The sequence below is a fragment of the Vibrio sp. 1078-1 genome, assembly GCF_033340475.1.
Genome location: NZ_JAWOWM010000001.1, coordinates 826,399 through 839,528 on the forward strand (window position 1 = coordinate 826,399; position 13,130 = coordinate 839,528).

Annotated in this window: 11 protein-coding genes; 4 read left to right on the top strand and 7 right to left on the bottom strand. The window is 42.7% G+C overall.

The genetic code is table 11. From position 1 onward, the window contains the following. The first annotated feature begins 425 nt into the window (after positions 1–425). Positions 426–1,475 carry a Preprotein translocase subunit SecY gene (locus R7190_RS03655; protein WP_171345427.1) on the top strand — a complete coding sequence of 350 codons (1,050 nt, stop codon included), beginning with the start codon at positions 426–428 and terminating at the stop codon, positions 1,473–1,475. 95 nt (positions 1,476–1,570) lie between these two features. Here the strand turns inward: R7190_RS03655 and R7190_RS03660 are convergent, their stop codons facing one another. Both R7190_RS03660 and R7190_RS03665 read right to left on the bottom strand, forming a co-directional pair. Next, entirely contained in the window at positions 1,571–1,867 is a 297-nt protein-coding gene (locus R7190_RS03660) for a hypothetical protein (protein ID WP_053307751.1), read from the bottom strand. A 149-nt stretch (positions 1,868–2,016) separates the two neighbouring features. Then, positions 2,017–3,216 (bottom strand): DUF5666 domain-containing protein, encoded by a 1,200-nt coding sequence (locus tag R7190_RS03665; RefSeq protein ID WP_186585242.1) that lies wholly within the window; start codon positions 3,214–3,216, stop codon positions 2,017–2,019. A gap of 89 nt (positions 3,217–3,305) precedes the next feature. On the opposite strand from R7190_RS03665, the gene R7190_RS03670 reads away from it, so the two are divergent. The 3 genes from R7190_RS03670 (at position 3,306) to R7190_RS03680 (ending at position 6,254) form a co-directional block, all read left to right on the top strand. Then, the gene (locus tag R7190_RS03670; protein ID WP_186585244.1) at positions 3,306–3,974 is read left to right on the top strand and encodes a response regulator transcription factor; all 669 of its coding nucleotides are present in this window, start codon (positions 3,306–3,308) and stop codon (positions 3,972–3,974) included. Beyond that, the gene (locus R7190_RS03675) at positions 3,946–5,187 is read left to right on the top strand and encodes a sensor histidine kinase (RefSeq protein WP_186585245.1); all 1,242 of its coding nucleotides are present in this window, start codon (positions 3,946–3,948) and stop codon (positions 5,185–5,187) included. The genes R7190_RS03670 and R7190_RS03675 overlap by 29 nt, the downstream gene beginning before the upstream one ends. 137 nt (positions 5,188–5,324) lie before the next feature. Beyond that, positions 5,325–6,254, top strand: coding sequence for an SRPBCC family protein (locus tag R7190_RS03680; RefSeq protein ID WP_186585246.1), 930 nt, complete (start codon positions 5,325–5,327; stop codon positions 6,252–6,254). 146 nt (positions 6,255–6,400) lie between these two features. Here R7190_RS03680 and R7190_RS03685 read toward each other — a convergent pair whose 3' ends face one another. The 5 genes from R7190_RS03685 to R7190_RS03705 form a co-directional block, all read right to left on the bottom strand. Further along, a complete protein-coding gene (locus R7190_RS03685) occupies positions 6,401–6,856 on the bottom strand; it encodes a hypothetical protein (protein ID WP_025767689.1) in 456 nt (151 codons plus the stop codon). A 12-nt stretch (positions 6,857–6,868) separates the two neighbouring features. Continuing rightward, positions 6,869–8,647, bottom strand: a complete 1,779-nt coding sequence (locus R7190_RS03690; RefSeq protein ID WP_186585247.1) for a S8 family peptidase — start codon at positions 8,645–8,647, stop codon at positions 6,869–6,871. Positions 8,648–8,895: 248 nt separating this feature from the next. After that, on the bottom strand, positions 8,896–9,237 hold the full coding sequence (locus tag R7190_RS03695; RefSeq protein ID WP_186585248.1) for a hypothetical protein: 342 nt from the start codon (positions 9,235–9,237) through the stop codon (positions 8,896–8,898). A 10-nt stretch (positions 9,238–9,247) separates the two neighbouring features. Continuing rightward, the gene (locus R7190_RS03700) at positions 9,248–11,161 is read right to left on the bottom strand and encodes a tetratricopeptide repeat-containing diguanylate cyclase (protein ID WP_186585249.1); all 1,914 of its coding nucleotides are present in this window, start codon (positions 11,159–11,161) and stop codon (positions 9,248–9,250) included. Between the two features lie 610 nt (positions 11,162–11,771). Further along, positions 11,772–13,028 (bottom strand): aromatic amino acid transport family protein, encoded by a 1,257-nt coding sequence (locus tag R7190_RS03705; RefSeq protein WP_017820237.1) that lies wholly within the window; start codon positions 13,026–13,028, stop codon positions 11,772–11,774. Between the last annotated feature and the right edge of the window lie 102 nt (positions 13,029–13,130).

Consider the following 13,130-nt stretch of genomic DNA (forward strand, 5'->3'; position numbering starts at 1 on the left):
ATCTTCTTCGGCGCGGGATACTAACAAATTAACCAAACAATGTAATTATCAGTTTACTAAAAGGTGATGCAAGTGTGCATTATTTGTTTTATTGCCTATTTTTAACGCTTTAATGTCTTGATTCGGCTGACATTCACAACCTCCAATTCAACTTGTCAGTCTTGCTTAGTCGCTTCTGAAGATACCGAATTAATCTCTCTTATATGTCACTGAAGCTTCGGTTAGTGGGTGTCGTGGTGGTGTTTTTACGTGCTAGATTTGGCTGATATCGATTCAAAATGCACACCGAATCTTCACTTGTTTTCCATTAACGGAATTATGACAGTAATTTAATAAAGGATACGGTATTCTGCGCTCCTTTGTACATGCCAGAAACGTCCGTCCTACTTAGTCGGAGGGGCGATTAATCTTAAGAAATTTCTCAAATGAAATACGAACAACAGATTGGATATCGATACCCTAAAGGTCGATTTGCCATGGTGAGTGTATATGCATTCACCGGTGCTGCGATTTTAGCATCGACTATTTTTTCTCTATTGCTATTTTTGTCTATCGACGAAAACCCGATGATGCAAACCTTATTTGGTGGTTTAGCGATCATTTTTGAAGCGGGTAAATTTTACGCTTGGTATGAATACGGTGAGCGCCGAGCCCATCGCAACTACACAGGAGCAGCAACCGCTCTCGTGTTTTATTTAGTTTTAGCTGCGATTTCCATTGGCGGTAGTATTGGTGGGATTAATAGTGCAACCAATAGTGCACAAAGTCATATTTCGGTAGAGCAGGCGAAAGTGGAAGCGTTTAATCGTCAGATTGCGGCAATCGATAAGCAGATTGAGCTCAACAATATGGCAGCGCAGAAATACATCGAGATGGAGCGTATCGCGACTGGTGTAACTCGCATTCAGGATCAAAACAAAACCTTACGTGAAGAGCAGCAACGCTTGGCTATGGAGCGTGATAGTTTACCGCCGGTTACGCAAGGCTCAGTGATTGGTTTGATTGATAGCCTAGCCAACGCATTTGGTACCACCTCTCAGCAAGCTCAGCTTGGCTTGGTTGTATTTCTTTCGATTCTTTTGGACTTCTTTGCTGCATTTTTTGTTGGCTTGATTGGTGAAGAGCAACGGTTCCGATATTTCTATCGCAGAAATGAGGGCATGATATTGAAAACAGTTCGCGATATAGACCCAGCGCCTGCGGGTTATCTTCCTCATATAAAAGAGGAAGAAGAGCAAGAAATACCAGCTGCGCCGGAGCCAGAAGAACCAAAGGAACCGAAAACCTTGTTAGAGCAAGTTAGCGATGCACTTAAAACGCATCAAATTACGTGCACCAAAAAAGCCGTTGCTAAACAGTTTAGGCTGTCTGCGGAAGAGGTAGACAAGGTATTTGAAGAATTGACAGAGCTCGGTTTAGTGGGGAAAAAAGCCAACCACCATTATCATTGGATAGGTGAAGCAGAGACCGCATAATTGGTTATCTATTAGAGTTCGGAAAGAGCGTCAATCGGCGCTCTTTTTTTGGGAGGGGGGAGTTTCGCTATTAAAGTTAACTACAAGAAAGCGTATCAATCTTTATTGAGCTTTTTGGTTACGTCTTTCATCGTTTTCTTCTCTTTTTCCGGTGTCATTGCATCAACAGCTTTACCCGCCATCCCTTCATCTGGCAATTTGTCTTTTCCTGCATCAACTGCGGTATCTTTCAGTGCCTCTTTAGGCGTACAGCGACCCCCAACACCAACCACGGCTTTTGTCGCAGCGGCTTTAGCTGCCTTTTCTGCATCGCAGTCAGGATCCATAACGCTAGCTAAGCTCGTGGCTGAACCAAAAAACAAGATTAACAAAATGAGGTTGCGTTTTTTCATAGTCGTCACCAATGTTGTGAAACATAGGTAAAGTGTAACGGAGAGAAAAGGCTTTGACTGAGAATTTGTTGGTTTGAGCTTGGGAAGCAAAGTAAGGTGAAAAGAAAAAGTGCCACCGAAGTGACACTTTTTCTTAAGCGTAGAAGGGATTAGTTGTCGTAAACGTCTAACTCCACTTCACGGGCAATATTTTGGTCGTTAATGATCACACCTTCGACTTCGACACGAGCACCATTTAGGTTAAGTTCTTCAATGCCTTGGAAGCGTGTTTGCGCATCAATCACAACGGTGGTGTTACTTAGTACTTGATCAGCATCATTCTCACAATGCTCGATTTTAAATGCTCTTGAATCAGCATCGTAGTTTGATACATAGCCTTCACATTCAAACTCTTTACCTCGCCATTGGTTGTCATTGTCAAACTCCGACCGCTCAAATTCGATGACGGTAGCGGTGCGTTTGCCATTTTTCATCACAGAGGTCACTTCTACTTCTTGACCTTGTTCTAGATTAGCTTTGCTACCATCCTCAAAGCGTGTTGCGTTATCAATGAAGAAGGCTCCTCGGTAGTTTAGAGAGAACTCACTATAATCCTTGGCAACCCAAGTCACGATACCTTCCACATCGCTGTCATTTTTTAGATCGTCGTAGTCTTCAACTTCTACCTCATTTGCCATGAAGATGCCGTTTTGCATTTCACCTTCTACTTCTACCCATTGGCCGATGCTAAGTTGGCTAATGTTGTCGTAAGATACGGTTATATTTGTACCAAGCTCAAACGTGCCAGCATTTTCATCGGTACTAGTAATGTGACCTTCCAGTTCGTAGTAGCTTCCAAGGGCTGGGTAATCGTTATCTACGTCGATTTCGACCACAGACAACACTCGATAGCCCGCATCCGCAGTCGGTAAGGATGACACCATCACCCAGTCGTTGATCTCTATATCATCACTTAAACCGTCAAACTGCAGCTCTATGCCGTTTACCGTGAATTTTTTCTTCACATGATCAATCGCTGTCACACGTCCAGTAATGGTTGGTTCAAGTGTGACTCGGACGCCATTGCCCGAAGCTTGCCGAATATCTGAACCCACGCGAACCACCATTTTGGGTTTTACATCGGCCAATTGCACTTGTGTGTCGTCATAAACCACCTCAGACACACGATACGTATGTCCATTGACGGTTAACGTGCTTTCTTCAGCGTTGACCGCTTCAACAGAGCCAATCGCTACACTTGGTTTCACTGCTGGTTGAGTTTGTGTGCTATCGCTATTGGTGCCACCACCTGAACCACCACAACCAGACAATGCCAAACCTACTACAGAAATAAGAGCGAGTTTTTTCATTGTATTAGCCTCAATTTACGAGCGAGTTTAGGAAATTGCCTGTATCTTATTGGGCATATCGTGAAGAGATCGTGAAGAAATTTGATTTTATGAAAATTTTAATTGTAGATGACAACCATAACGTCTCGGAGACGATTGCAGACTATCTTGAGCTCGAAGGCATGATTATCGATTGTGCGTTTCATGGAGAGGCTGCGATTAAGTTAATCGAGGAAAATCATTACGATGTAATCATCATGGATATCATGATGCCGAAGCTCGATGGCATCAGTACGGTACAGAAGCTTCGACAAGATAAGTTATGTGGAACGCCAATTCTCTTCCTAACGGCAAAAGATACGCTAGATGACAAAATCGCGGCTTTTAAAGCGGGGGGAGATGATTATTTAATGAAGCCATTTGCGATGGAAGAGCTCAGTTTGCGTGTTCATGCTTTGGCTAATCGTGGTCCAAGACAAGATATCGGAACGCTCAAATTTGCAGATATTTGTTTAGATGCACGTACAGGAAAAGTAACGAGAAAAGACAAAGAAATTAAGCTGAGTCGAATTCAAGCTAAAATTTTAAAATTGCTCCTCCAACGTGCGCCAGCAGCGGTCTCGCGCGCAGAAGTGATCGATAGTGTGTGGGGAGACGAACCACCTGGAAGTGATGCACTTCGTAGCCATATTTACGGTTTAAGAACCGCGTTAGACAAAGGTTTTGAAGAATCACGATTAGAGACTATTCATGGACAAGGTTACCGACTTAAAGCATAACGAATATCCAAGCATTTATCGCAAGATCCGTTGGGGTTTTGGGGTCATGACGTTTGTGATGTTTACTCTTTTTTGGTCGCTGATTTATGTGGCAGAAAACAAACTGGAAGTGCTGAGTTTACATCACTGGCTAGATACTGAAGCTGCGCTTTATAGTGAGAATTTCGAGAAACAGGGCTGGGATGCGCCATTGCCAAACGTATTGGAATTCAACTCATATTGGAGTGAAGCACCGACACCGGATTGGTTGCTCTCTTTTACTTCACCTGGTTTTTACGAATACCTGCTTGGTGAAGAAGACAAACACTTTGTTGTATTGAACCATCCCTCAGGGAAGGGGCTTATGTACATTGTATTTCAAGATGACTCAGATGATTACTTGGACGAATACGAAAGCTCGCTGCATCAGTTTACGCTGCTGCTCGGTGGTTTGTTTTCATTTGTCATGGTTGGGTATGGCATTTACATGGTTCGAATATTGTCTCGGCCATTAGCGCAAATTGAAGACAAAATTAGCCAAATGTCACCGGATCAACCCGCTTTCCAAGTTGAAACTAAGTTCAGCGAAACACGCCAGATAGAGCAGACTTTGCTGGATAATAAGAACGATATCGCGGGCTATTTCAAACGAGAACAAGAATTTAGTCGTTTTGCATCACATGAGTTGAGAACGCCAATTATGGTGATAAAAGGCTCAACAGACATTCTGACGCGTATTCCTGATCAACCTCGAATTGCGCAAAAAGCCATCACGAGGATGCAGTCAGCTTGTGACGAGATGCGTGTACTGACAGAAGCGTTTCTCTTACTTGGTAAAGAGAAAATAGAGCCTCAGCATTACGGAGAGCATCAGCTTCTCACTTGTTTACAAAAACAGTTGGAAGAGCTAGCGCCTTTATTTGCCAAGCAAGATTCGAATTACGCTTTGCACGAACAACATAGTGGTGTAGTGAAGGCACCAGAGAGTTTTGTGGCCATTGTTATCAACAATCTGATTAAAAACGCCTTTAGCTATAGTGTGGGAGATATTGAAATTGAGTTGAAAGGTCATGCGCTTAAGATCCTAAATCGTCACGATGGCAACGAGACGTACAACGCTGGTTATGGTTGTGGGCTTGTTATCGTACAACGAATATGTGAACGGATGGGATGGGCGTTAGTACTGGACGATGATGGTGTTCGATTTAGTGCAAAAGTGGAGTTCTGCTCTTAGCTTTGCGCGTATTGATTCAAGTGAGAATTAACGCTCTGGATTTTTCTTGTCATACGCATCTAACCCGCAGTCAAACAAGAAAAAACTGGAATTTGAATTAGACTGAAGTTAGTGAAGCGGAAACTCGAGGAACCGTTATGCTCTCTTATCAGGTCAGCCGAAGTATTGAAATTAATAAGAATCAAAGTGAAATTATTGGCTATCTCAAGAACTTCAATAACTGGCCCAGCTGGTCACCATGGATCATTCTTGAACCAAGCTGCGAGCTGACATTCAGTGATAATCAGGGCCACGTTGGAGCTGGTTATCAATGGAATGGTCAGCGTATTGGGACTGGCGCGATTGTACTGGAAAGTACTCAAGAGCATCGATTAGATATGGAGCTGCATTTCTTTCGCCCAATCAAGAGCCATGGAAAGGTGACTCTAATCGTGACGCCGTCACAAAATGGCTGTTTAGTCGAATGGCAAATGCAATCTCGCGTCCCTTGGTACCTGTTCTTTCTGAAAAGTATGTTTAAGTCGATGATAGAGATGGATTATCAACGTGGGTTACGCATGCTTAAAAGTAAGCTTGAAACCGGAAGAGTGCATTCAGACTTAGTCGAAATTGGTAACCGAACGTTGCCTCAAATTCATTATATTGGGGTCAAGGGTGTGGCTAGCTTGCAGGAATTAGGTTCGGTAATTGAGAAGCATGTTCAGCAACTAGAACAGTTAATTAGTGACGAAACCCTATCCGTGAATGGTGAATTGTTTTGTTATTACGAGTCGATGGATATGCAGAAAGGAACATTCGAGTTTATCACTTGCTTTCCTCTTCATAACTCAGTACCAGCGCCTCAAGGGGCGGTTACCGGTACCATTCCTGAGAGTGAAACATTTGTCGTTGAACACCGAGGTGAATATCAGTTTTTGGGAAATGCATGGGCGTTAGCGATGAACTTGGTTCGTCAGAGTGGTATGAAAGTCAAAACCAGTCCTTTAGGAATCGAACGCTATCTGAATAGCCCGAAGGAAACCACGGAAGAAGAGCTAAGAACGGAAATTATTTTGTTTAAGAAATGACAGGCGCAGGCGAGTAGGGTGTTTAGGTATCATACTAGTTATGCGAAATGTTACTAAAGAATAATAGCGTATCTGTTCCTACCCATAAAAATGCCTCAGCAATCGCTGAGGCATGGTTTTACAGGCCAACTTCTCTTGTTAGAGAATTATTGTGCACGGTATTTACCGCTGTTTAGTTCAATTTTAGACGCTTTTACCCGGCTGTCTGCGTTTAGGTAGTCGCTAATACTTAGCAGATCTTGATCTTGAGATGCTTTTAACACCGCTGATTCCCCCTCTGCGAAGATAACTTCTAATTTTAACTCTTTGGCGACTGCTTTCGCTTCGTTAGGATTGTTTACGGTGATGTAAACCAGTCCAGTGGCTTTGGATACGTTACTAAACGCATTCTTAAACACCTCATCACCCGCTTGAAGTTTTACGTCTTCAGATAGGGTTCTAACAGTGCCAGTTTGCACTTTTCGATAGTCTTGGCCATTAATCTCAACCGCTTCTGATGGCACAAACAGTTCTGGTGCAGGTTGTTGAGAGAGCTGTTGCTCTGCGTATACACTCGACGTCATGATAACGAGAGCCAGCATAGAAAATGATTTGTATTTCATGTTATTGACTCCTTAGTGTCCAAATATGCGCATCGACCAGTTCTTAATAACACCGGGTTGAGCGTTGTTTGCCATCGGAACGTCATAGATGGTGGAAGAGTTGAAATATGCAATGTAAGAATAGACTTCATCGCCGTTCGTATCTATTGCTCGCAACGTCCATTCGCCTTTTGCATCTTCGCCATAAAATTGGTTAGACAACATTAATTGATCTTTGTAGCCTGTAATCGTTGGATCAAGAGATTGACCAACAAGACCATTGCGCGGTGTTTGCAAAACGGAACGAGTCCCTGATGGCGAAATGAGCTCAATAGCTAAGTCGGGCAGACGAGCGTGGTCCAATGTCAATGTCACTTGAACGGATTCTACTGTCAGCTCATCGGCAATGGCGATACTTGAAGAACCACCAACTAGACTTGCATCGGGTACACTTACTTCTGTAGCGTTATTAACCCATGGCGTAATGACTTGAGCTGGTAAAACACGATTCGTCATGCGAGCACGTTGCATCGCTTCATCTAAATCTACAGCGCCGAAGCCATAAAAAGTATGGAAATCTACGCCTGCTGCGTTTTTCTGCCAAGGGGCAATTGCCTCGTAGCTAACCTGTTCACCTTTATGGTTAGTAAATTCAAGCTGTACGCCTGGATGCGCTTTATCCGTTACTTTTGCTGTCTCCGCTAGTAAAGCACGTACATCACGAGCAGAAAGTGCGTGGTTGGTTGACATGATTGCCGCGATGGCACCCGATGTGTTTGGCGCAGCCGATGAGGTTCCGTTCATCGTACTGGTATAGTTACAGTTCGGATCGAGCTCCGTTCCGCCGTGTAACCCATTAATGCCAAGGCCTTCACTGGTATTTTGCCCTTCTTCACAACCCATTAAATCAGTGGTGACCATAGCAGGGAAATCTTGCCCATATTCACCTGCTGGTGCTGCAACCCACACGTTCGAACCCACCGATGAGTAACTCGCTCGCGTACCATCCGCTCGTAGTGCACTAGTGACTAAATTGAAGTAATTGGCGTTATCATAAGACTGAGCAGAGTTGTGCATCGGTAAGCCTTGATTGTCTCCACCAGCAAAGAAGTTACTTGGCAATACGAAGAATCGCCCTGCATTGAAATAGCGGTAACCATTACCTGCTGACTTTACAAATACAGCACCTCGACCCCAGGCGTTACTCTCGCTGACGTTTTTCATCACGTCCATTTCAAGTTTTAGTTGAGGGTCGCTTTCATCAAAAGTAATCGGGTTTATAGGGCTGAAACCGTAACTTTGGTTAAATACGCGAACATCACGTGTTGCTGGGTCCATGCCATGGGAGATTAACCAACCTTCTAATGTCTGGTTGGCTAACCAGTTAAAACCAATGAGGGAAGAGTGAGAAGCGACACCGCGTCCGCCTTCACCGTTGTTGCCGACGGCGCTAATCAAACCGGCTACAGCAGTGCCATGACCATTAGTATCAACCGGATAACTTAGTGGGAATGAAGAGTCTTCGACGAAGTTTCTGCTACCTATAACTATATTACCTGCAAGGTCGGGGTGATCGATCTGCACTCCAGAATCAATGACGGCAACTTTCACACCAACACCTGCAATCCCCATTGCCTGAGTGAGCTTAGTGTTTAAGTCGTTCCCAGCAACAGCAGGATTAGCCGCAAACGCAGTTTGCCCCGTGTTGTCTAAGTGCCATTGTTCAGAATAGAGTGGATCAAACGCCGAGACGGCAGGTGCAATGCCTACTGCCAACATAGCGGCAAATAGGCGATTAATGCGTATTTCCATTTTTGACCTCATGTCTTTGTTTGGAATTTTTTAGTTCCTGTTTCATATTCCGCTAACAGGAACAAACAAAGCTAACGACAAAGAATAAGGACGAAAACCATTTACAACTTGTTTACATTAAAAGTTCGATGGACAACATAAGTCTTTGTTAATTTACTGAAACTATGAGGTTTTTATATGTCGTATCGAACATGCATGAAAAGTGAAAAGCAGAAAATACGAGTGTACCGTCTGCTTCAAGAGAGGAGTTATTTAGTTGAAGCGGGTTGAATAGTTGCCATTGGTTTCTTAGGTTTGGCTTTTTCCTTAGGCAGCACGTTATCAATCCACTTTTTAATGTACAACTTATCGAATTCTTTATCACACCACTTTTTGTTTAATCCACGTCGATTGAACTCAGCACCAATCGCCACTTTGGTTTGGTTAGTTGCACGGTTGTAGTAGAGAGTTTCACATAGTTGAGTGTTACTCATTTGCTGGGCATATACGTTGACACTGCTGCTGCGCATTCCCAGTTGAGATGCTTGCTGATTACTGCACGCCATAAGAAATAGAGGCGCAAAAGTAATAATGATTAGATTTTTTTTCATGTGTGCTTTTTTATGATGTAGGGTGAATGATGAACTGGTTTCTGCCAGCTTGCTTCGCATCATACAAAGCTTGGTCTGCCAAGAAAAACCACTGATCCCATTCTTGTTTAATTGTTTGTGCCGACAGTTTGTCCACTGCTCCAAGGGAAATTGTCGCGCTTAATGGTTTAGAGTCAACCACCAATGGTGTGTTTTCAACAGTATATCTCAATCGCTCCAAAAACTTAGCGCAATCTTCAACTCGCTGTACTTCGAATAATAGGACAAACTCTTCTCCACCCCAACGAATGAGTAGGTCACCAGAGCGAGTGGATTCATTAAATAGCGTGGCAATATGAGTCAGCATTTTATCGCCAATATCGTGTCCATATTGATCATTAAAGGTTTTAAAATGATCGACATCTAAAACGGCTAAGGCAAATGTTCTATCTGGGCTTCTACGAGCCATTTTGTCCAACCAAATGTGAAGATAGCGACGGTTATGCAGTTGAGTTAATGGATCGGTAGTATTTTCTTGAGTGAGTGCTTTATTAATACGTCTAACGCGCAGTACGTAACGAAAACCAACGACTCCAATTGCCGCAATAGCGATAAAGTAGAACATTTCTCGATAGCGCTGTGAACGCAGTTCAGAGGCTTGTAGCGCATTTTTTGTTTCTAGCAATTTGAGTTCTTTCTGGGCTAACTTAGCTTCGAGGTCAAACTTAATGTTAATCATCTCTTCACCATGAATATGATGAGAAAACTCAGCCTCTAGCTCTCTTAATTGGGTTAAATAATGAAAAGCCGCTTCATAGTCATTAAGAATTTGATGAGCGTTTACCAGTACCGAAAGCATATCAATACGCTGACGCAGCTCTAATTCACTGGTTGATTTAGTTTGTTCTAGAATGTTAAGTGCTGTTGTAATAGCTTTATCGTATTGTTTGTTTGCGAGGTAAGCCTCTGCAAATGCCTCGTAACAAGACGTTTTTAGCATTTCTAGATTTTTTGGAATGGGCAGGTCTACGCAACGTTGTGCGACCATTAATGCATCATCAATTTTTCCTACCGAGCTCAACATTTGTGAAAAGCTGGATAAAGAGTGGTGCTTGACTGTGTCCGACCCCGTTTGCATTGAAAGTCGAATGGCTTCATTGAAATAATATTCCGCTTTTTTGTTATCTCCGAGGCTCGAGTGAACGATGCTAAGGTTTGCGTAGATAACACTCATAAAAAAGCTATTATCGTATTGATATTCGCTCTCTAGGTAAGTGTCGAGGGCTTGCGTTAGGTAACTGTTGGCCCGAGCCCAATCTGATGCGTCGATGTAGACCGTCCCAATGTTGTTCAGTGTCATCGCGACTTGTATTTCAAACACTGTTTTTTCTAATAACTCATAGGCATTGCGATAATATTTTAGGCCACTGCGTAGTTGATTTCGAGATACTTCTAGATTGCCTAACCAGCGGTAAGCACGGCCTTCTAATGCTAGATAACCAAGATCACGGGCTGTAGAAACAACGTCATGGAGTAACAATTCTGCGTTCCAGTTATCGTCTTGCTCAATCATTGTTACAGCCTTATTGAGCTGTGCTTCAGCGACGACCCATTCCAAATGGTGCTTTTTACCGAATTCGATTAAATCGGGCATATCTTTCGGTAATGGAACTCCTTCGTAACGCTTAAGGTACTTTCGTGCAAAGTAATACAGAGCAAGAGACTCCGCTGATGCATTCTGTGGCGCATTTAACTCATCTTTTTGAATTGATCGCGGCTTACCCATCGAGCGAAAGTAGAGTTTTAACATGGGCTTGCTTTCTGCTGAAATGTGTTCTTCCAGATAAGCTTGCTTTTCGGTACTCGCCAGTACGTTGGTGGGATGCAAGAAAAGTCCAAGTGCAGTACAAAGTGCGCAAGCCAGTTTTTTAATTGAGAAGTGCATGAGCGTATTAATAAAATGTGATCTCTTAACCGAATACCAGTTAAGTCTACCATTTCTTGTAGGTTAAGTGCGGATGGATTCCCAGTGGCAAAGTGTTTTGGGAGTGAGATACGAGAAGGATCTCTATAATATTATGATTTATAAAACAAAATCTATTGAAAACTTATGCAATGATTAGGCGATGGTATAGATAAGGTAACGATGACAGGTAGGCGAGCATATTCGGTGGACTCAATCTAATGATTTAAACCGCGGATTCATCGCTCAAAATCAGGGCGAAGTGTAAAAAATTACGTTTCTGTCATAAATATTTAATGTTTGTATGGGTTGTTAAAAAACTGGATATTAGACATAGTGTTATTAAGCCAATAAAAAATGGCTTTTATAATAAATAGGAGATTAACTATGCATAATGAAATGATTCAACCTTCGCACTTCGGCATTATCGGCCGTACCTGCATCGCTTCAGTACTTATGATTGCGGGTGTTTTCGCTCTTATTTAAGAGTCAAGGGTAACGATGATTACCTTTTAAAGAGTAAGAAAATTCAGGGAATCACCTTAACCTTGTGTAAGGTATTCCCCTGAAAATCCAAGCTAGTCTTTAGTTATTAGCTGAAGAAGCTAAAAATCAATGCACTTACCGCCACAATGCCTGCTGCTAGAACAAAGTAAGTAGAGACATTTCCTCGATATTGTTTCATCGCCTCGATTTTATACACCGCTAACATTGGCATAATAAATAAGATCATTGCAATAACAGGCCCTGACAATGCTTCCATCATACCAAGAATACTTGGGTTCATGATCGCGGCCGCCCAGATTGAGAAGAACAGTGCTGCCACGCTGATACGATCAACACGCTTCTCAGATAGGTTAAAATGCTTGTTAATTAAACCATTTAAGCTTTCACGCGCACCTAAAAAATGCCCAAGGAAAGATGAAGTGATAGCAACAAACGCTACTAAAGGACCAAGTGTTGCAATAAATGGATTATCGGTTGCGTTCGCTAAGTAAGACAATACGGATACGTTTTGTTCTTTTGCTTGAGCCAATTGTTCAGGTGACAGTGTTAGTACACAGGAAAATACAAAAATAAGAACAAAGGCAATCAGCATAATGCTAGTGCGACGAAGAATAACTTCGGATTTGGCATCTGCCTGCTTACCGTAATGGCGACGTTGTACATTTGCAAAGCTTGAAATTGCAGCTGCGTGACTAAACGAGAAAATCACTACAGGAACTGCTAACCACATAGTGCTAGCAAAAGCTGACGCTTCTGGCACATCCATGACAGGCATGGTCCAGTTCGGTATTAAGTAAAATGATAGAAAGGCAAGAATGGCAACAAGTGGGAACACCATGATGGCAAAGGCCCGTAGCATTACTTTTTCACCCGCCATCATAATAGCAATTAGTGCAAACACTAGTACGCCAGAAAGCAAAGGTCTAGGTAAAGAAGCCATATCAGCCTGATTTACCATGAAGCTATCTACTGTGTTTGTTATTCCAACCCCATATATCAACAGGATCGGGAAGATCGAAAGAAAATACAGCAGTGAAATAGAACGACCTGCTTTTGCGCCGAAGTGCTCTTCCACTACATCAGTGAAGTCTGCGTTTTTGATCTTAGAAGATAGTACAAAACGAGCTAAGCCACGGTGCGCAAGATAGGTCATTGGAAAAGCAAGTACTGCCATCGCGACTAAAGGCCAAAAACCACCAATCCCAAGGTTAATTGGCAGAAACAGGATGCCTGCGCCAACGGCTGTTCCAAATAGGCTAAGAACCCAATGTGTATCATGTTTTGACCAAGCTGTGGTTGTGTTTATTTCACTAGGATTTAAGGCATTTCGAGATTCTTTCACTTTAAAACTCGCTTTTATAAAAATAATAATGCTGAAAATGGTAAAGGTTTTAGTGTTTATTATCACACGCGAAGCTTGGTGAATAATGCTGTGAATTTGGGG

What these genes read in the sequence shown, in the direction of transcription:
- R7190_RS03675 (WP_186585245.1), top strand. Translation starts at nt 3,946, where the DNA reads ATGGACAAGGTTACCGACTTAAAGCATAACGAATATCCAAGCATTTAT.
- R7190_RS03655 (WP_171345427.1), top strand. Translation starts at nt 426, where the DNA reads ATGAAATACGAACAACAGATTGGATATCGATACCCTAAAGGTCGATTT.
- R7190_RS03695 (WP_186585248.1), bottom strand. Translation starts at nt 9,237, where the DNA reads ATGAAAAAAAATCTAATCATTATTACTTTTGCGCCTCTATTTCTTATG.
- R7190_RS03680 (WP_186585246.1), top strand. Translation starts at nt 5,325, where the DNA reads ATGCTCTCTTATCAGGTCAGCCGAAGTATTGAAATTAATAAGAATCAA.
- R7190_RS03660 (WP_053307751.1), bottom strand. Translation starts at nt 1,867, where the DNA reads ATGAAAAAACGCAACCTCATTTTGTTAATCTTGTTTTTTGGTTCAGCC.
- R7190_RS03685 (WP_025767689.1), bottom strand. Translation starts at nt 6,856, where the DNA reads ATGAAATACAAATCATTTTCTATGCTGGCTCTCGTTATCATGACGTCG.
- R7190_RS03670 (WP_186585244.1), top strand. Translation starts at nt 3,306, where the DNA reads ATGAAAATTTTAATTGTAGATGACAACCATAACGTCTCGGAGACGATT.
- R7190_RS03690 (WP_186585247.1), bottom strand. Translation starts at nt 8,647, where the DNA reads ATGGAAATACGCATTAATCGCCTATTTGCCGCTATGTTGGCAGTAGGC.
- R7190_RS03665 (WP_186585242.1), bottom strand. Translation starts at nt 3,216, where the DNA reads ATGAAAAAACTCGCTCTTATTTCTGTAGTAGGTTTGGCATTGTCTGGT.
- R7190_RS03700 (WP_186585249.1), bottom strand. Translation starts at nt 11,161, where the DNA reads ATGCACTTCTCAATTAAAAAACTGGCTTGCGCACTTTGTACTGCACTT.